14 protein-coding genes are annotated in these 19,084 nt (G+C 41.8%); 3 read left to right on the top strand and 11 right to left on the bottom strand.

The features are described 5' to 3' along the window. Positions 1–2: 2 nt before the first annotated feature. The 4 genes from BLR53_RS09160 to BLR53_RS09175 all read right to left on the bottom strand — a co-directional run bounded on the left by BLR53_RS09160 (position 3) and on the right by BLR53_RS09175 (position 8,914). Positions 3–2,297 (bottom strand): glycoside hydrolase family 3 N-terminal domain-containing protein, encoded by a 2,295-nt coding sequence (locus tag BLR53_RS09160; RefSeq protein ID WP_074589109.1) that lies wholly within the window; start codon positions 2,295–2,297, stop codon positions 3–5. Between the two features lie 57 nt (positions 2,298–2,354). Continuing rightward, positions 2,355–3,773: a RagB/SusD family nutrient uptake outer membrane protein gene (locus BLR53_RS09165; RefSeq protein ID WP_037445231.1), complete on the bottom strand. Its 1,419-nt coding sequence runs from the start codon at positions 3,771–3,773 to the stop codon at positions 2,355–2,357. Between the two features lie 12 nt (positions 3,774–3,785). Then, positions 3,786–6,677, bottom strand: coding sequence for a SusC/RagA family TonB-linked outer membrane protein (locus BLR53_RS09170; protein ID WP_037445233.1), 2,892 nt, complete (start codon positions 6,675–6,677; stop codon positions 3,786–3,788). Positions 6,678–7,009: 332 nt separating this feature from the next. Beyond that, a complete protein-coding gene (locus BLR53_RS09175) occupies positions 7,010–8,914 on the bottom strand; it encodes a 7TM diverse intracellular signaling domain-containing protein (protein WP_037445236.1) in 1,905 nt (634 codons plus the stop codon). A gap of 129 nt (positions 8,915–9,043) precedes the next feature. On the opposite strand from BLR53_RS09175, the gene lgt reads away from it, so the two are divergent. Next, on the top strand, positions 9,044–9,880 hold the full coding sequence (gene lgt / locus BLR53_RS09180; RefSeq protein ID WP_037445238.1) for a prolipoprotein diacylglyceryl transferase: 837 nt from the start codon (positions 9,044–9,046) through the stop codon (positions 9,878–9,880). Here lgt and BLR53_RS09185 read toward each other — a convergent pair. The 4 genes from BLR53_RS09185 to BLR53_RS09200 all read right to left on the bottom strand — a co-directional run bounded on the left by BLR53_RS09185 (position 9,870) and on the right by BLR53_RS09200 (position 12,991). Further along, complete coding sequence (locus tag BLR53_RS09185) at positions 9,870–11,075, bottom strand: MFS transporter (protein ID WP_037445241.1); 1,206 nt, start codon at positions 11,073–11,075, stop codon at positions 9,870–9,872. The genes lgt and BLR53_RS09185 overlap by 11 nt on opposite strands. 56 nt (positions 11,076–11,131) lie before the next feature. Continuing rightward, positions 11,132–11,764, bottom strand: coding sequence for a hypothetical protein (locus tag BLR53_RS09190; protein WP_037445244.1), 633 nt, complete (start codon positions 11,762–11,764; stop codon positions 11,132–11,134). Between the two features lie 6 nt (positions 11,765–11,770). Continuing rightward, complete coding sequence (locus BLR53_RS09195; RefSeq protein WP_037445247.1) at positions 11,771–12,484, bottom strand: YqjF family protein; 714 nt, start codon at positions 12,482–12,484, stop codon at positions 11,771–11,773. Positions 12,485–12,628: 144 nt separating this feature from the next. Beyond that, entirely contained in the window at positions 12,629–12,991 is a 363-nt protein-coding gene (locus tag BLR53_RS09200; protein WP_037445249.1) for a hypothetical protein, read from the bottom strand. A 162-nt stretch (positions 12,992–13,153) separates the two neighbouring features. On the opposite strand from BLR53_RS09200, the gene BLR53_RS09205 reads away from it, so the two are divergent. Then, positions 13,154–13,489 (top strand): single-stranded DNA-binding protein, encoded by a 336-nt coding sequence (locus BLR53_RS09205; protein ID WP_074589112.1) that lies wholly within the window; start codon positions 13,154–13,156, stop codon positions 13,487–13,489. Between the two features lie 58 nt (positions 13,490–13,547). Here the strand turns inward: BLR53_RS09205 and BLR53_RS09210 are convergent, their stop codons facing one another. The 3 genes from BLR53_RS09210 to BLR53_RS09220 all read right to left on the bottom strand — a co-directional run bounded on the left by BLR53_RS09210 (position 13,548) and on the right by BLR53_RS09220 (position 18,523). Continuing rightward, on the bottom strand, positions 13,548–15,605 hold the full coding sequence (locus BLR53_RS09210) for a TonB-dependent receptor (protein ID WP_074589114.1): 2,058 nt from the start codon (positions 15,603–15,605) through the stop codon (positions 13,548–13,550). Further along, positions 15,605–16,927, bottom strand: a complete 1,323-nt coding sequence (locus tag BLR53_RS09215) for a PQQ-dependent sugar dehydrogenase (protein WP_074589116.1) — start codon at positions 16,925–16,927, stop codon at positions 15,605–15,607. The genes BLR53_RS09210 and BLR53_RS09215 overlap by 1 nt, the downstream gene beginning before the upstream one ends. A gap of 360 nt (positions 16,928–17,287) precedes the next feature. Continuing rightward, complete coding sequence (locus BLR53_RS09220) at positions 17,288–18,523, bottom strand: isocitrate dehydrogenase (NADP(+)) (protein WP_037444039.1); 1,236 nt, start codon at positions 18,521–18,523, stop codon at positions 17,288–17,290. Positions 18,524–18,653: 130 nt separating this feature from the next. Between BLR53_RS09220 and BLR53_RS09225 the strand changes: the two genes are divergently transcribed. Beyond that, positions 18,654–19,079 carry a hypothetical protein gene (locus tag BLR53_RS09225; RefSeq protein ID WP_037444037.1) on the top strand — a complete coding sequence of 142 codons (426 nt, stop codon included), beginning with the start codon at positions 18,654–18,656 and terminating at the stop codon, positions 19,077–19,079. Positions 19,080–19,084 lie beyond the last annotated feature (5 nt).

Raw genomic sequence — 19,084 nt, forward strand, 5'->3', positions numbered from 1 at the left:
GATTAGGGTACGTAATTAAAGTTAACTTTTTGATTACCGATTTGCAGGCTGAATTCACCGGCTTCAGTAATTATTTTTCCATCTGCCTGTGCAAAACTCAGATCCTGTGGGCTAAGCTGGAAAATCACTGTTTTTGTTTCACCAGGCTGGAGTTCAATTTTGTCAAAACCACGTAGCCTTTTCGCATCGGGGCTAATTAAAGTTGCGACTAAATCCGAACTAAAAAGTAGAACGCTTTCTTTTCCTGCAACTTTACCTGTATTGGTGACTTCAACAGAAACTGTCAGTTTTTCATTGGCCTTTAACACCTCAGAACTCAATTTAATCGGGCTGTATGCGAATGTAGTGTAACTCATACCCTGGCCGAACACATATTGCGGGTTATAATCTGCATCGTAATTGTAAACACCTTCAGTCGTTGAACGTGATTCAGATGGTTTATGATAGTAGGTGAACAGCGCATTCGGGAATTGAGGATACGTATATGGCAGTTTGCCTGACGGATTTACTTTACCGAACAAGACGTCTGCAATAGCTATACCTCCAAAATTACCGGGCAGGTAAGTTTGGAGCACAGCAGCCATCTGCGGTTCGAATTTGCTAATTACCCTGGGACGGCCTTCATTTAAAACAAGAACTATTTTCTTTCCGGTAGCAGCGAGACGTGTCGCTAGTTTAGTCTGTAGCTCTGAAATATACAGATCACTCAGGTTTCCCGGAGTTTCAGTGTAAGAATTTTCACCCAGGCAAAGTACAATAACATCTACATTTGCGGCAGCTGCCACAGCAGCATCCAGCTGGTCTTCGTATTCCTCAAAATACTTACCATCCATTTTATAGCTGACACCCGGAACATACGTTACATTCTCTTTACCAGCTTTGTCCTGCATAGCTTTCAGGATCGTGTGATAGGCCGTTGCAAACTCTTCTACCTTTTCACCTTGCCAGGAATAAGTCCAGGCGCCATTCAGCGTACGCATACTGTTTGCATTAGGGCCAGTAACCAGAATTTTAGTACCTGCTTTTAAAGGTAGTACCTGATCTTTATTTTTAAGTAAAGTTAAAGACTCCGCAGCAGCCTGATAGGCAGCGTCTTCAAAGGCTTTGCTACCAAATTCAGGATAATCTTTAGGATTTGTGACCGGCTTTTCAAATAAGTTCAATTCGAATTTTAAGGTCAGGATCCGGCGTACAGCATCATCGATTCTTTCCATAGAGACTTTCCCTTCTTTTACAAGGGCTACGAGGTCATCACAGAAAGGTTCGTAATTATAAGCAACCATAGACATATCAATCCCAGCATTAATTGCAATCATAACCGCCTCCTTATTATCTTTAGCTACACGGTCGCGCTGATAGAGGTTTTCGATATCACCCCAGTCAGTTACAACCAGACCTTTAAAGCCGAGCTCTTTTTTTAGCAGGTCTGTTAAAATTTTAGGGTTAGCATGAACTGGGACACCGTTAATCAGGCCTGAATTCACCATAATCGTTTTTGCGCCCGCATCAATCGCAGCTTTAAAAGGAGGTAAATGATACTCTCTTAAAGCCTGGTCAGAGATGAAAGCCGGTGTACGGTCTTTTCCTGAAACTGGTACCTGGTAACCCAGGAAGTGTTTAACGGACGAAGCCACACGAATAGGATTACCTACATCATTATGTTCGCCTTCCAGACCTTTTACAGCCTGAACTCCCATTTGGGCAATTAGATACGGATCTTCTCCGAAACTTTCCCACTGACGTGGAAAACGTGGGTCTGCACCGAGGTCCAAAAGGGGCGAGAACGCCCAGGGAATTGAGCTTGCCCTAGTTTCGTACGCTGTAATTTCTGCTGCTCTGTGCACCAGCTGACGGTTGAAAGAGGCTGCCTGTCCAATCTGCTGCGGAAACATAGTTGCTCCGGCAGTATAGGTTTCACCGTGAATTGCATCGATACCATAAATCACAGGGATACCCTTATTCTTCATGGCAGTTTTCTGAATCTGGCTGATAATATCGAACCAGACTGCAGGTGTTCTTGCGCGGTTATTTGAGGTGTTCAGGACAGAACCTAACTTATATTTCAACAATGCTTTTTCCATCGCCTGTTTGTCCAGACTAAACGGTTCAGCACTGGTAAAACGATCATTCCCTTTACCGATTACATCAAGTGTGATCTGTGCCATCTGACCAACCTTTTCTTCCAGGGTCATTTTACCGATCAGGGCTTCAACTTTTGTGCTGGTGTTTTGCTGTGCCTGCAGAGATAAACTACCTCCCAAAAACAGGAGCAGGCAGAAATTAAATTTTTTGTACATGATATTTGTGTGGTGAAATACCAGGAGCTAACCGGGCTCCTGGTTTATTAAATTGCATTATTTGAGATTCGGATTCCGGTCAATCTCTGTTTGAGGTGTCGGGAACAGAAGTTTAGCTGCGGTCACATTATAGTTCAGGTTTTTTCCTGCTCCATCTGTCTGCGCATTCATTACTTCAATTGCACGGCCTGTTCTCAGCAGGTCAAACCAGCGGTGACCTTCAAAAGCCAGTTCAAGCCTGCGTTCTTTTTCAATAGCCAAACGCATTTCAGCCTGATTACCGGCCGAAGTTCCGGCAAGGTTTACTCTTTTTCTGATCTGGTCGACCAGCGTTTTTGCTTGTGCCCAGCCGCCGCCGCTCAGTTCATTAACAGCTTCAGCTTTTAGCAGCATGATGTCAGCCAGACGGATCATATAGCTATTGCTTTTATCATCTGCACGATACTTATTGATAAAAGGATAGTTTGCTTTAGTCCAGTAATCATCCGACCAGCCTTCTGTAGCTACATTCCTGAAAACAAGACTTGATTTTTTGCGAATCTCGTCTTTCTCATTGTCATAAGCCCTAACCAGGTCATTTGACGGGGTATTAAATCTTTTCCATCCGCTACCCATAATAACGCCTGGCATCCAGTTGCCGTGCTGGCCACCGTAACCATCATACTGCATTTCCCAGATAGATTCAGAATTGTTTTTATTTGCTTCCAGAAACAGGCCATCAAAGGAAGGGAACAGGCTGTATCCGCCAGCGATAGTCGCGTCGGCGTATTGATTGACCTTTGCCCAATCTTTGGTCTCCATAGTTGCATAAACTTTTGCAAGCAAGGCATTGGCTACATTTTTCGTGAATATGCCTTTATTCACTGCAGTTGTGCTCGTATGTGCCAGTGCAAATTCAAGATCGGAAATGATTTGTTTATAAATATCATCTACCGTTGCTCTTGGAGCCTGCATCTCTGTACTGTTACTTGGTGTTTTTAGTATTAATGGAGCAGCGCCGAACAAGCGTACTAAGTTAAAATACATATAAGCGCGGATTCCGTGAGCTTCACCCAGAATCTGATCTCTCCTTCCATTTGCATCCAAAGCGGGATCCTGAATATTGGGAACATTTTCAAGTACCTCATTACAGTTTTTGATGTCGCTATATAATGCGCCCCAGTCACGGCCAACATTACCATTGGTAGAATTGGCTGTGAACAGGTCTAGTTGGATGTTAGCCTGGTTGTCTCCACCGGCATAAGCATTATCTGAAATCACGTCACCATTGGTCATGAAATCCCAGATATGGTAATCATTATACATGCCGTCATAAACACCGCGTAGTAATTTCTCGGCACCAGCAGCATCAACAAATGCTTTGTCACCTGTAACCTGGTTAAAAGGAGTTTTATCCAGAAAATCTTTTTTACAGCCAGATTGAACTGAAAGGACAAAAGCCCCGGCTGCGATCAGCGTATATATTCTATATCTCATCTTTAACAAAAATTAAAATCCAACATTAATACCAAACAGAAAACTTCTAGCCTGCGGATAAGTACCGTAATCCACACCCATGTCAGGACCATTCGCACCATAACGGTTAACCTCAGGATCCAGACCTGTATATTTAGTGAAAGTCAGTATATTATAACCAGTAGCGAATACCATCAGCTTATCCATTTTCCATTTACCCAGTGTGGTTGCGCCGAAGTTGTAAGAAAACGTCGCAGTTTTCAGACGCAGGTAAGAGCCATTCTCAACAAATCTGCTGGAAGTCAATGAATTCTGAGAAGACTGTTTCAATGCACGTGGCACATCTGTAATCTGGCCGGGTGTAGTCCACCTGTTCAATACAACCGCACTTTGATTTTTTGCATCATACATACCTTCTGTTTCAATACGGGATGCGTTGAATATCTTGTTTCCCTGTACACCCTGGAAGAAAACAGACAATCCCCAGTTACCTAAAGTCAGGTTATTATTAACACCATAGTTGAATTTAGCTTGTGCAGAACCCAGGAACGTCCGGTCATTGGCATCGATTTTACCGTCGTTATTCAGGTCGGTATAAACTGCATTACCATTGTTAGGGTTAACACCTTCGAATACGTAACCGTAGAAACTACCCAATGGACGGCCAGTCTCTACACGTACAGCAGCGTCACGTTCATATAAACCACCGAAATTTAATGATTTCGTCGTTTCACCAAGGCTGGTAACTTTATTTCTATTAAAGGAAATATTCAGATCAGTAGACCAGGTAAAGTTAGGGCGTTGAAAGTTCTTTGTTGATAAAGCGAACTCCAAACCTTTGTTCTCCATTGAGCCAACATTCTGCGCTTGCGTACCCAAAGCCGTAGACGGCGGAAGCTGCACATTAATTAACAGGTCATTTGTTTTTTTGATATAAGCGTCTGCAGTAAATGTCACACGGTTATTAAACATTGTTAAATCCAGACCAATATTGGTTTGTGTTGTTTTTTCCCAGGTCAGATATTCATTAGCAGGCTGAGAAAGCGTGTATGAATTCTGTGCAGTGATCTGATAAAGTTTCATGTAAGCATAATCTCCGATACCTTCATCATTACCAACTTTACCCCAGCTACCACGGATTTTCAGGTCGTTGATAGTTTCGCTGTCTTTCAGGAAGTTCTCTCCGGAAATTCTCCATCCAGCAGAGAAGGAAGGGAAATAACCAAAACGCTGGTCTTTGGCAAAACGGGAAGAGCCGTCTGCACGGAAATTAGAACTGAAGAGATATTTACTGTCATAAGCATAAGTGAATCGACCGAGGTAAGAGCGTTTTGACCATTGCGAACGTTGTGGGACGGTCAATGCTACTGAAGGTGCAATATTATTGCCCTGCGTGTCGATAAATCTTGATTCTGAATAGTTGTCGTAGTTGTAATCAGACGACTGGATCGTATAACCAGCTATTGCGCCAAAGACATTTTTACCTACAGTTTTATTGTAATTCAGAATATTTTCATTTAGCCATACATTGTCCTTAGTACGGTTATTGTTATAAATACCACGCTCTGTACGGCCGTAAACAGTTTTATACGGGTCCAGGTAATAGTTATAGAATGCTTGTTTAAGATTAGTGCTGATAGTCGATTTGAAAGACAGATCTTTCGTAATATTGACTTCTCCACCGAAAGCACCGATAAATCTGAACTCTCTGTTTTGATTTCTGGAGCCGAAAGCACTTCCTATAGGATGCTCATATCCACCTGGTACCGGTGTATAACTGCCATTCGGCTCATAAATACCGATTGTTGGCGGAGCTGTTAATGCACCTAAAATTACACCACCTCTGGCTATCCCAGCATTATCCGGGACATCTACAGATTTATTGAAGGTAAGTGCAGCGTTACCTATTAATTTAAACCAGCTGGTTAGTTTCTGAGTGCCTGAAAAGTTCATGGTATAACGATCCAGTTTGGCCGGTGCAACGACACCTTTATCCTGTTGATAGCCAGAAGAAAAATAGTATTCGCCACCTTTAACACCACCTGCCAGGGAAACCTGATAGCTGTTTTGAGTGCCGGTACCGAAAGTTTCTTTTTGCCAGTCCGTATTTGCATTGCCATACTCATAACCTAACTCATTCATCAAATTGATGTACTGATCACGGTTTAATACATCATAACTTTTCCAGAAATTAGAAAAACCGGTAAAGGCATTGAAACCTACTCTTAATTTGCCTTGTTTTCCTTTTTTCGTTGTAATCAGCACGACACCATTTGCACCGCTGGAACCATAAATTGCAGCAGCCGATGCATCTTTCAAGATGGTCATGGACTCGATGTCGTTTGGATTGATAAAGCTTGCGTCTCTGGAAGTGACCCCGTCAATTACATACAGCGGACTATTAGATGCCGTGATGGAAGTATTACCACGAATACTTACTGTAATTCCTGCCCCTGGTTTACCAGACTGAGAAGTTACCTGAACACCGGCAGCTTTACCCTGTAAAGCCTGCATTGGATTGGTGATCGGCTGGTTTTCGATATCTTTTGAAGAGATCGAAACTACAGCAGTTGTTAAATCTTTTTTAGTCTGTGTTCCATAACCGACAACGATAATTTCATTGAGTTGCTGATTGTCGTCACTGAGGTTAACGCTGATCGTTGTTCTGTTATTTACAGGCTGTTCAATAGCAGTGTACCCAATGGATGTGAATGTTAAGGTAGAAGCTGCAGGAGCGGTTAAGGTATAAGCGCCGTTTGCATCAGTCACCACACCCTGACTGCCGCCTTTGACTTTTACAGAAACTCCAGGTAGCGGAAGTCCCTGCTGATCTTTCACCTGGCCTTTAATCTGAACATCCTGAGCCATTGCTACAGTGATGCTGAATAAAAGACAAGTAATAATTAGAGTAATTTTTCTTCTCATAATCGTTCTTTGTTTAAAAATTATTTGGTGCATAAAGTTAAGATCAATATTAGGTTAATTCAAGTGTTTGATGAAATAAAAGTGATATAAGTCACTGATATATAAGTATATACACTGTAAATGATACGCTTCGATACCGTAAGGTGTTTTGGAGTTTATCGCTGATTTACAGCGCTTAGACTAATTCTGAAAGTGAGAACGGCTGCTGGAATGATACGGTTCCATACCGTTAAAAAAAAATGCATATAAATCCCTGTAGACCTCCGTTCTGAAAGGAATTTTGGCTCTAATTGATTGAAAATGGTGAAAAACAGGGGCGGGATAACGCTGGTTTATTCTAAAACAAGCTTGCTCCAGCCATTTTTATTGGCCTTTTTAAGAATCGCTTTGCGCTCCTCCATGAGTAGTTTTATTTTAGAACCGTAGGTCCAGCAGGTACTTTGGCGGATATTCAGAATCTCTGCCAGCTTATGCGAGGATATTTTACCTTTAGTAGTATAGATCAGAAAGATCATGTAAAAGGCTTTGTTTATAGGGATACGTGTATTCTGGAAGACGGTATTTGTCGTAACCGATTCTTCATAGCCACATTTACTGCAACGACGGCTATAAGGAATATGCCCTGGATAAAAATGATTGCTTTTACATTTTCTGCAGGTATAGCCGTCATTCCATTTTAGTTCGGAAAGGAAGAGAAAACAACTGTCCTTATCTGGGTAAATCCGGCTGAACTCTTCAAAATCAACATCTGCAGACATCACCCGGTCTCGGGTTACCTTTTCTACATTCGTCTGCAGCTCCTGGTTGTCTTGCTCAAGTAAGACATTCATCCGGATAATCTCTTCTGCCTGTTGTTGCAGACGGTCATTTGCTTCCTGCAGTTCAGAGTTTTTCGCTTCAATGATAAGGGATTTGTGGAATACTTCCTTCGTTCGTTCTTCGACTTTAGCTTCTAGCTGGTGGTTCAACTGATCTTTGAGTTTGCCGTGTTCAGCCATCTGACGAATCATCTGACGCTGTGCATTTTCCTTTTTGGCCTTGAGAATCCGGACCTTGTCACCGATAGCGAATGATAGGAATACCATTTCCAGAATAAAACAGATACTGAGACTATAATAGGCGACCACACCGAAGTTTAGCCATGAATAGCCCAGCATAATAAAAAACTTCAGGATAAATCCCATGAAGAGAAAGCTATAGCCTAATACAAAGAAGCGCGCAGGTTTGTAACCTTTGAGCATAATATGAATTCCGGTATAAAAGGCGACAGAAAGTGGAATGAACTCTATGAATTTATAGGTTAGCAAATCCTGGTCTATAAACATGGCATAGATAAACAGCGCAGTACGGATCCCGATGATCCAGACGATTAGCTTATTCAGATTCGGCGCCTTCGCCCTGACAAATAAGAGCTCCCTTGTAAATAGTAAGGCAAATATACTTGTCGAATATAGGGCAAAAGCATAAGCATTCTGGTTCCATACCGGAGAATTTCCCCATAAATACTGATAAGCGATTCCGTCGGAACTCATCTCAAACAGTCCGACGCTCAGATTATAGAGTACATAATAAAGGTATTGCCGCTGACGTATGGCAATGAACATGACCAGATTGTAAAAACTGAAAACTAAAATCATGCCGTAGAAAACGCCAAAATAGAAGTATTCATCCAGTGCATAAGAGATGAACCAGTCGACGCTGCGCAGTACAATAATTACATCTGCAATCTGTGCCGACTTAAAACGAAAGTAATAATCCTGAGTCAGGTCATTTTCGTGGTCAATATAAAGGGCAAAGTTCTTATGATGCAGTTCGCGCTGCCGAAATGGGTAGGCATCTCCGAGTGTATGTATGGTATAGCTCCCGTCTTTTTGAGGGAGATAAGCAGTAACATGGTCAATAGTTTGGTCAAAAAACTCCAGCATAAATCTCTTTTCTGCTGTGGACTTATGTTTAATACGGATTCGGTACCAGTAAGTGGATTTATTGTTCAGTGTCTGCGGAGTGGAAGTTTTGCTTGGAACGAAACGATTCCTGAAAGCATCACTGCTAACTTGTTCAAAAGTGAGTTTATTCTGAGGATCCTGCAGACATTCTATTTCAGCGTGATTGAAAATATGTTGATCCACCTGATCTGATATAGCTACAGTTTGCTGGGCTTGGACTGTTACTGTTGAAAAAAGCAAGCCCGTAAGGAGTAAACCAGAGAATAGAAACAGTATAAATCGCTTGTGCATAGCTTACAGAAACCAGTATAAAAACTATCTGCTAAGGTATGATTTTTTACGCAAAAGGAATAAGATGGACGCCGTTGCAAATGTCAGCAGATGCACTATATTTGCATCTACCCATTATAAATACAGGATATGCTGATAGATACCATCATCTGGAACCCCGGAGATTCATTGATAGACCTTGGTTTTTTTGCTTTAAGATACTATTCGCTTTGTTTCCTGCTTGCGTTTGTAGCGAGTTACATAGTTGTGAAGAAACAGTTCGTCAAACACCATCTGCCCGTTGAGCTGATGGACTCGCTAACTATCTATGTTGTATTGGGTACATTAATTGGGGCGCGGCTCGGGCATTGCCTTTTCTATGATTTTGCATATTATGCTAAACATCCGCTGGAGATTATCCTTCCGTTTACTTTTACACCAGAGTTTAAAATAACTGGTTTTCAGGGGCTTGCCAGTCATGGTGGAGGGCTGGGAATTATGTTCAGTCTATATTTGTTTAGCAGGAAGTTTAAGCTCAACCTTTGGTTTCTGCTAGATCAGATTGCACTTGTAGTACCCCTGGCGGGTATGTTCATTAGATTGGGAAATCTGATGAACTCTGAAATTATTGGAAAACCGACTGGAGAAAGCTGGGGTTTTGTTTTTCTGCAGGTGGATAAGATTCCACGTCATCCGGCGCAACTCTATGAAGCTGTTGCTTACCTATTGATCTTTATTTTTGTGTATCAGGTGATGAAAAGGTATCCAAAAGCCTCGGGTTATACCTTTGGTTTGGTGATCTTTTTGATTTTCTGTTTCCGGATGGGTATTGAGTTTATAAAAGAAGATCAAAGTGCCTTCGAAGCTGGCATGCTCTTGAACATGGGGCAAATTTTAAGCATACCTTTTATTCTGTGTGGATTGACTATCATGTATCTTAAAAGGGGCAAACCGGAGGCTCCGGAAAAAGCAGCGTTTATACGCTAGCCTGTGCAGTCTGCATTTTGGCTTTCCCGGCAAAGCGGAATGAAAGCCAGATGCATAAAGCGAAACCACTTAAAGCCATTAATGAACCGACATACTCCGGGGAAGTATAACCGTATCCGGCTGCGATAGGAATTCCGCCAAGAAATGCACCCAGAGCATTTCCAGTATTCGCGCTTGCCTGCATAGCTGAAGAAGCCAGCATTTCTGCACCTTTCGCTGCTCCGATCATAAGCATTTGCATTGGTGCTATCACTGCAAATGCCAAAGCTCCGGTAATAAAAGTAAGCAGTAAAGCCATTGCTTTAAACTGGCTCAGTTCTGCTACGAGAACTAATGTGAAAACCATGGCAAGTAATAGGAAAGCTGTAGTTTTTAAGGGTGAGAATTTGTCTGCAAGTCTTCCGCCAATAAAGTTTCCGACTGCCATACCCAGTCCGGCGATAATCATAATCGGGGTGATCATATTTCCGCTGAAATGCGCAACCTCTGTCATCAATGGCGCGATATAACTGATCCATGCAAATAAACCTCCTGTTCCGATAGCTGAAATTGCAATAATGATCCACAATTCTGCTTTCTTAAAAACTTTAAGACTGTCTGAGAACTTCACATCTGATTGTGATGGTAAGGCTGGTAACCAGCGTTTAATGCTGAGCACAGTGATAATGGCAATTGCAGAAATAACCATAAAAGAGATTCTCCAGTCTAGGTTATGTCCAATAAAAGTACCTAGTGGAACTCCAAAAATATTGGCGATCGTTAGTCCTGCGAACATGACAGACACAGATTTGGCTTCACTACCCGGATCGGCGAGGCGGGCTGCTACAACCGCACCAATTCCGAAGAATGCACCATGTGGTAAGCCAACCAGGAGGCGTGCTACGATTAATAATTCATAAGTTGGAGCAATACTGAAAAGGATATTTCCGAGGGCTACGATTAGCATTAACGCCATTAAGACTTTCTTTGGTGGATACTTACCGAGGATACCTACCATTACGGGTGCTCCTATAATTACGCCAAGCGCATAAACGGTAATCAGGTTACCCGCTTCCGGTATACTGATTTTAAGGGATCTGGCAACATCGGGTAAAACACCCATCATCATAAACTCAGTCATTCCCAGGCTGATACCGCCCAGGCATAAAGTAATCAGACTCGCCTTGGTGTTGGTAATCAGTTTCAGTAATTTCATATCCACGAATTTTTTTGCAAAAGTAGGATATTTCTATGATGCTGAAACTATTTAGTTTATAAATGATAATTGTATGAAATTTCTTCCAGATCTTCTTTCAGTTGTTCCCAGTCAGTAAAGTTCGGTGAGATGGCCAGAACCATATCTTTATCTAGTCTTTGATGGGCGAATATCTGTTTAACAGCTTCCAGAGGAATACCTGCCGGAAGACCGTTACTTTCGAAATAGCTATCTGCCCATTGTTTATAGGTAAGCGGAGCCCCGTCGAAAGGAGACAATAGTTCTGTGGATATTTTCAGAGCGGCTGCAGGCTGAGGAGTCTGCCAGCTTTCTTCACCATTAGACTGCCAGAGACAGAATGATGTGCCGGCAGATTGCACCGGCTCTCCGTAGATAAATTCGTGAAATTGTTCAGGCAGGAGTGGAAGAAGAAGATCTTTATCTGCAGCATCTTCCTCAACGCTGAACCCATTGATCACTGCGCCATCCTTAAGAAATAACATAAGGAGCTGGGCACCTTCTCCATTACGCATTTCAAAAAACTCTTCGTCTTCGGACCAATCGCTGTTGTAAGAATAATAACGGTATTGCCATTCCGGTGAAAGAATGGCGTCAAGCACTGCCATTGCCTTACAGTAGTTTTTAAGTTGTTCCCAATGTGGAAGTACAGGATTTGCAGTGGAGATCATGGCTTATTATACTTCAATTATATTTTTTCTTTCTACAGAGATATCAGAACCTTCAGCCAGATACACTGAAACCGGTTCTTTTCCATTCAGGAAGGCAAATTCTTTGCCGAAGCTGATGCCGAAATCTACATTAATACTGAAGTCTTTAACTTTATATTGTGCCCATTTTGGATGACGGACTTCATATTCATTTGTTTTGGTATCAGAATAGCGTGCATAACACCAATAATGCTGTGTAATAAAAGCAGCTTCTGTATCGGCCTGAATTTCTGATAATGCTTTATTTGCCCTGATACTGAAAGATTGCCATTCTTTCTTGACTCTCCATCTGTACTCAACTTCTCTTTCTTCGTCCTGTTCTGCCCAACGATGGTTCATAGGCATCGAAACATAATTCTCATTATAAATGGTATTTGCAACTACAGAAAGTGCGAAACGCGGAACAATCTCCTTAATAAAAACGACGCCGCTTTTAATCTGATCTCCGTCCTTTCTTTTGACATAAAACCGGAGATTTGCCTGTTCAAAACTGGCATGAAATGGTACACTAAAGCCTAACAGCCGCGTGTTTTTAAATAAAAAACCGATTAAGCTGACATAGCAGGTGTCATTGTGTAAATCCAGTTCGGTCCCTGCCGGAAGGTAGGGGGTCAGGATATTTTTGTCGATGGGGAAATTGGCTATAGCCACCTTTCTCCATTCTGCAGTTAAGAAACTCATTTTTGGTTAGTTCTAGTACAATTGATTAGCCCAAAATACTAAAAAAAAGAAATTTCGCAGCGATAAGCCTTCTGAATTAAATAATCTGACGATCTAATTATGTTTTACAAGTTATATCGCTGAATATTTTAAACATAGATGTGACTAAGTTTCCGGCCATATCTCTGCTGTCTGAACCAATTCAACCTGTTCAGCCGGATGCTGGCGGTAGGCATAATGATATATACCATAATACTGTTCTCCTAAAGGGCCGTTAATGAAATTCGTAAAATAAGTAAAGTCAAATCCGGTGGCGGCAAGCGTTTGTTTTTCGATCTGGAATACACCTTGCTGAACAAACTGGTCCAGAATAGCCGTATTCTTTTTCAGGATGTGATTTACTTCTTTAAATACATTATTCCGGCCTCTGTTAAGGGCGTTATGATAGTGGCTCCGGCAATGATCATTACAAAATTTTTTGTCGGTCCTGCCCCTGATTCTGTTTCCACAATCTATACAATATTCCATGGTTCTCTGATTTGAATTCGGTTAATTCAAAGTTAGTTTTTTATTAAAATCTAGGTATTTTTTAACCGGCTATAAACGTTTGGATATTAATTAATACGGTTATTCCGCATTAAGTTTGAATGTAATCTTTATAATTAACTAATAATTAATATTTTCAAACTTATGAATCAGAATCAAAATAGTGTATGTCTAACCGGCTTTGCGGGCGCAGATCCGGTAATAGTTTATTTCGCAGAAGATAAGAAAATGGCCAGGGTCAATCTCGGTGTACACGAATTTTTCCGGAACAGTCTGGGAGAGATGATAGAGCAGACATTGTGGTTCAGTCTTATTTTCTGGAATGGAAAAGTCGAGTTAGTAGAGCAAGTCGTGCGTAAGGGCGCACATTTATATATAGAAGGCAGACTAAGCGCGCAGCATTATATAGATAAGCATGGTGTTAAGCGGTACAGTACAGAGATTGTAGTTCAAAAAATGGAGTTAAAACCCCATTCCTGAAACAAGCTGTTCCTGCGTTTAAGGTGTAAACGACCAGGAACAGCTTCTTCATTTATTTTTACAAACTCACTTTTACGCCAGCGGAAAAATTCCGCAGGGTCGCGGCGTTATAGTAACGCCCTGCTGCTGCATTCAGATCGTTTCCAAGGCTATAACGTTCATTAAGGATATTGTCGGCAGTTGCGAAAATTTCAAGCGGAAATCCTGCGATACTGGTATTTCTGAAATTTATTCCCATTTGTAAAAGGTGATAGGCTTTAGCTGTAGCCGTATTCGCATCGTTCAAAGGAATTGAACTTGTATAGTTATGCTGTATGAAAGTCGAAAATCCTTGTGGCAAAGTTCCCTCCAGACCACTAACCAGACCAAACGCAGGCACTCCGCTTAGCTTCTTACCTGAATAATCCTGGTTTGTATTACTATACCCTGCGAAACGGAAATGACTGAAAGTTGCTGCATTGCGAAGTGTAAGTTTCCTTATCAGACCATTTTTTCTGTCTTTAAGCAGAAAGAATGAAGTACTGGCCTCTAATCCATTCTGACGGGTGCCACCTGCATTAATAAAATATTCCGTGTCATTTTCATTCAGACGCCTAACAATCGCCTGGCTGAGTCTATAGCTAAATGCAGTAAAATCCAACTGGAAAAATCCAGCTGCCGGGATATATTTAAAGCCACTTTCTAGATTCCATCCTTTTTCCGGCTGAAGATCGGTATTGATTACCTGATCGGAAGCCCTGATTTCAGCTAAGCTTGGAGGAGAATAACCTCTGCTCAAACTGGCATTCCAGACAAGATCTGGTGTGATCAGCCAGGATACAGCGGCTCTGGGCATCAGCTGTAAGTCCAGTACCTGCTTCCGCTGTGCAATCTCCTTTGGAAAACTGCTGCTATAATGGTACCTGTAATCATTCAGGCTGGCCGAAAATTCGATAAGAATCCGATTAAAGATATCCACATTTATATGTGCAAAACCAAAAGTTCCTGCCGCATTTAGTTCATCTTGTTTCTGTCTAGTGCCTCTAGTTCCTTGGTTATTATCGTAGTTTCTGACGTCTGAATGCGTTTTTGCATGTTCAAACCCCAAGTTGAACTTCCAGTTCAGGTTAGTGGAGTTTTCCACATATTCTACATATGTTCTTAGCCCGAGTGTCGACTCATAACGTTGTTCATAATTCGTAATAAATGGGTTTTTAAAGTCTGTGTAAGACGCGAAAACCGACGTTACCTGACGGAATTTTGAGCTAATGTCCCACTGGTTGGTTATTCCGCCGAATAGTGTTTTACTATAAATACCGGCCCGCTGTTCCGATGCGCCCGGTATTTTACCTGCTGCGGGTCTGGAAGCAGCAGGGTTGTCTGCAAACTGTGCCTCAGTTAAACCACCAGGAGTGCGGTAAGCGAGATCGGAATAAAATAATAAAGCTGACAGATTTGCTTTGGAGGAATAGTTCCATTGCTGGAATAATTGGGTGTAATTACGTTTCATGGCACTGTTATCCCGGTAACCATCCGAACGCTGGTAACTGTGTTGCAGGTTAAAACTGTATTTTTTACCCGTTTTACCAATCGCTATACTTTCGCGAAAAAGGCCAAAAGAGCCGCCGCTTAATGCCGCAGAAAGTTGCAGACTATCCTGGGTTAGCAGTGCCGAAGGGTTCAATAAAACTACACCACCCGAATTTGCCCCATAAATGCCACTCTGTGGGCCTTTTAGTACGGTGATGTTACCCGCGGCGGTTATATCCATTGCATTGAGATAGGTATTTCCTCCTGCATCTGTCAAAGGAAAATCTTCGACATAAATTTTGATATTTCTGATGCCAAACGGTGACCGTAATAAACTTCCCCTGATTGAAAGCCGGTAACTCCCCGGAGAGCGTTCTTCCATTCTTACTCCAGCGATTGTATTCATCACCGGAACAAAAGATTTCACTGGTTGAAGAGCCGCTTGTCCGGGTTCAATAACAGCGACAGCCCCTGTTGTTCTTAACAAGGGCTGAGGACTGAAATAGGGTCTGATTGTAATTTCGTTTAAAATATGGGCTGTGTCGGACTTGATCTGGCTGTTAGCCTGAAGGCCTGCACAGCATAGGATTATTGCTAAAATTTTCATTATTTATTGGCAGCGACCCTCCATACTGTACTGCTCACATCATCGGCTACCAATAAGGCGCCATCCGGTGCAACTGCCACACCAACCGGGCGGCCGTACACTTCACTTTTATCTGCATTTGCAATAAATCCGGTTAAGAAATCTTCTAGCTTGCCCGCTGGTTTTCCATCTTTAAATGGTACATATGCCACTTTATAGCCTGTTAGTGTGGAGCGGTTCCATGAACCATGCTGGCCGATATAAGCGCCACCCTGGTAATGCTCAGGGAATTTTTTGTCTTTGTAGAAGGCCAGACCCAAAGAGGCAGTATGTGATCCTACTGCCAGATCCGGAACGATTGCAGATTTAACTAACTCCGAATTTTTACCTTTTAGACGCGGATCTTCGTGCTGACCATAATAAGAGTAGGGCCAACCGTAAAAGCCACCTTGTTTAACGCTTGTAATGTAATCTGGAACAAGATCATCTCCCAGACCATCACGTTCATTAACGGCAGTCCATAATGTCTTTGTTCCCGGTGCCCAGTCTACACCCACTGGGTTCCGCAAACCGTAGGCATAAATTATTTCACCTGTTCCATCAGGATTAACTTCCAGAATGTTTGCACGCCTTACTTCATATTCCATTCCATTTTCTCCTACGTTACTTCCGGAGCCGACAGTGATATAAATTTTGGAATTATCGGCATTTGCAATCAGGTTACGTGTCCAGTGGTTGTTATAACCGCCTGCAGGCAGACTGACAATTTTCTCGCCTTTTCCGGTAATCTTTGTATCACCTGTCTGATAAGGGTAACGGTACAAGCCGTCAGTATTGGCTACATAGAAATGATTACCTATAATTAATACTCCATAAGGCTGGTCCAGTCCAGAAAGAAATGTAGTTTGTAATTCAGGTTTGCCATCTTTATCTGCGTCACGATAGAGCAGTACAGTGTTTGCGCTTGAACCACTTACTTCTGCTTTATCTTTTCCGCTCAGTGCATTTGCGATCTTTTCTTTAGTATTACGCTCAGAATTGGAGAGCACAACCAGGATATCTCCATTTGGTGCTACATAGATATTTCTCGGGCTCTTAATTCCACTCGCGAATTTTGATACGGTGAAACCTGCAGGCGCAACAGGGGTTTTACCCTCAGGCCATCCGATTACTTTACTGAAATTATTTTTTGATGCTGTAGTATCAGGTGCGGGAAGATTCAGGTCATTGCCTGCTGCGGAGGAAACCTGGCTCGAATCGTTTTGCTGGTCTGTACTCTTCGGGGAAGAATTACAGGCGGTAAGCAAGGCTGCTGCACCCATTAAAAGTAAATACGTTTTCATTAGCTTATTGGTTATGGGTTAATGTAAATCTGTTGAATATAATAACAACACGCAGATTTATAGCTTGTTTGCTGAAATATTACATTGAGTATGGCAATGCATTATGGTTACTCAGGTGTCACTGTTCTGCGGGGTTCCTTTACCCTTGGTATACCGTTGCCATACCGTTGCGATACCCATTGGGTAAAGGAAGGGTATCCCAACGGTATACCAAGGGTATCGCAAGGGTATGGCAACCCCGAATAACAGCCTCAGGGTTGCAGGAGTAATTTAGTCGGTTATCTTAGCCAGTACAAGATCTGATTCAAAAAAAAAGCGTGCAGCCGTTAAGGTTGCACGCTTTTTAAAGCTAGGAAAGAATTAAGCTAATTTAGCTTTAAGGTTCTCATCAATTGCAGATAAGAATTCTTCCGTATACAAATAATCTTTACCATGCTGAACTTTGTTACCATGGATGCAAACTGCTAAATCTTTGGTCATTTTACCACTTTCGACAGTTTCGATACATACCTGCTCTAAAGCATGGCAGAATTTAATCAGTTCCTGGTTGTTGTCAAGAACACCGCGGAATTCAAGACCTCTTGTCCAGGCAAAGATTGAAGCGATAGGGTTAGTTGAAGTTGGTCTTCCGGCCTGGTGCTCACGGTAGTGACGTGTTACAGTACCATGTGCAGCTTCAGCTTCCATTGTTTTTCCGTCTGGTGTAACCAGTACAGATGTCATTAATCCTAATGAACCAAATCCTTGTGCAACTGTGTCAGACTGAACGTCACCATCATAGTTTTTACAAGCCCAAACGAAGTTACCATTCCATTTTAACGCAGAAGCAACCATGTCGTCAATCAGACGGTGCTCATAAGTGATTCCTGCTTCCTTGAATCTGGTAAGGAATTCATTTTCATAAATTTCCTGGAAGATATCTTTGAAACGACCATCGTATTTTTTAAGGATCGTATTTTTTGTAGAAAGGTATAAAGGCCATTTTTTAATCAGCGCCTGGTTAAAGCAAGCATGTGCAAAACCACGGATACTTTCGTCAGTATTGTACATTGCTAAAGCAACACCATCTCCCTGGAAGTTATAAACATCGAAAGACTGTACTTCACCACCATCTTCCGGTGTGAAAGTCAGGGTTAATTTACCTTTACCTTTAGTTACTAAATCAGTTGCACGGTATTGATCACCGAATGCGTGACGGCCAATACAGATAGGAGCAGTCCAGTTTGGAACCAGACGTGGTACATTACTCATTACAATCGGTTCACGGAAAACTGTTCCATCCAGAATATTACGGATAGTACCGTTTGGTGATTTCCACATTTGTTTCAGATTGAATTCTGTAACACGTTCTTCATCAGGAGTAATAGTTGCGCATTTAATACCTACACCATATTTTTTAATGGCTTCAGCAGCATCAATGGTAACCTGATCGTTGGTTTCATCACGATATTCTACACCAAGATCATAATATTTGATATCAAGATCAAGATAAGGTAAAATCAGTTTATCCTTAATGAATTTCCAGATGATGCGGGTCATTTCATCACCATCTAACTCTACTACTGGCTGGTCTACTTTAATTTTTTGTACAGACATATTATGGTTTTCTATTTAAACTTATGAATTGGGCTAAAGATAAGGATTTTGTGCCTATTGCCCATTCAATGCGTAAATTACAAAAACAAATACAGATTTTGTAACGTTGTATTGACATTAATTACCTGATATGGAAGCAAATAAAAACAGTACCGAAAAAGGGCAAGGTTCAAACGATAAAATTCATCCTTCGGATCTTGGTGAAACACAAGATTTTAACGAATTGTCCTTCAATAAGGATAAAAATAGTTTTGAACTTGATGTCAAAGGTAAGGACAAGGACTATGATCATCCGCTCCCTTACGAAACTACGGCAGAAAATGGGGGAGATGATAATTCAGACTATGATGAGGCGAACCCTTATATAGGCGATGAATATGCGTCTAAACAGGATCAGCAGGAGTCTGATCTAGAAACCCTTGGTATGCATGTGGATAAGGGTGAAATCGTTGAGTTAAATCCGGAAGATGAATTTCTTGCTCGTACACCTGAGGACGACCGTGATGATCTTGATGAAGAGGGGTACCCGATTAATGACGCGGAACCCCTGAAGTAAACAGC

It is taken from the genome of Pedobacter antarcticus (assembly GCF_900103515.1).
Lineage (GTDB): Bacteria > Bacteroidota > Bacteroidia > Sphingobacteriales > Sphingobacteriaceae > Pedobacter > Pedobacter antarcticus.

Bases quoted from the DNA above. Each gene is read 5' to 3' on its own strand.
- BLR53_RS09195 (WP_037445247.1), bottom strand. From the start codon at position 12,484: ATGAGTTTCTTAACTGCAGAATGGAGAAAGGTGGCTATAGCCAATTTC.
- BLR53_RS09220 (WP_037444039.1), bottom strand. From the start codon at position 18,523: ATGTCTGTACAAAAAATTAAAGTAGACCAGCCAGTAGTAGAGTTAGAT.
- BLR53_RS09160 (WP_074589109.1), bottom strand. From the start codon at position 2,297: ATGTACAAAAAATTTAATTTCTGCCTGCTCCTGTTTTTGGGAGGTAGT.
- lgt (WP_037445238.1), top strand. From the start codon at position 9,044: ATGCTGATAGATACCATCATCTGGAACCCCGGAGATTCATTGATAGAC.
- BLR53_RS09200 (WP_037445249.1), bottom strand. From the start codon at position 12,991: ATGGAATATTGTATAGATTGTGGAAACAGAATCAGGGGCAGGACCGAC.
- BLR53_RS09165 (WP_037445231.1), bottom strand. From the start codon at position 3,773: ATGAGATATAGAATATATACGCTGATCGCAGCCGGGGCTTTTGTCCTT.
- BLR53_RS09175 (WP_037445236.1), bottom strand. From the start codon at position 8,914: ATGCACAAGCGATTTATACTGTTTCTATTCTCTGGTTTACTCCTTACG.
- BLR53_RS09170 (WP_037445233.1), bottom strand. From the start codon at position 6,677: ATGAGAAGAAAAATTACTCTAATTATTACTTGTCTTTTATTCAGCATC.
- BLR53_RS09205 (WP_074589112.1), top strand. From the start codon at position 13,154: ATGAATCAGAATCAAAATAGTGTATGTCTAACCGGCTTTGCGGGCGCA.
- BLR53_RS09215 (WP_074589116.1), bottom strand. From the start codon at position 16,927: ATGAAAACGTATTTACTTTTAATGGGTGCAGCAGCCTTGCTTACCGCC.
- BLR53_RS09225 (WP_037444037.1), top strand. From the start codon at position 18,654: ATGGAAGCAAATAAAAACAGTACCGAAAAAGGGCAAGGTTCAAACGAT.
- BLR53_RS09190 (WP_037445244.1), bottom strand. From the start codon at position 11,764: ATGATCTCCACTGCAAATCCTGTACTTCCACATTGGGAACAACTTAAA.
- BLR53_RS09185 (WP_037445241.1), bottom strand. From the start codon at position 11,075: ATGAAATTACTGAAACTGATTACCAACACCAAGGCGAGTCTGATTACT.
- BLR53_RS09210 (WP_074589114.1), bottom strand. From the start codon at position 15,605: ATGAAAATTTTAGCAATAATCCTATGCTGTGCAGGCCTTCAGGCTAAC.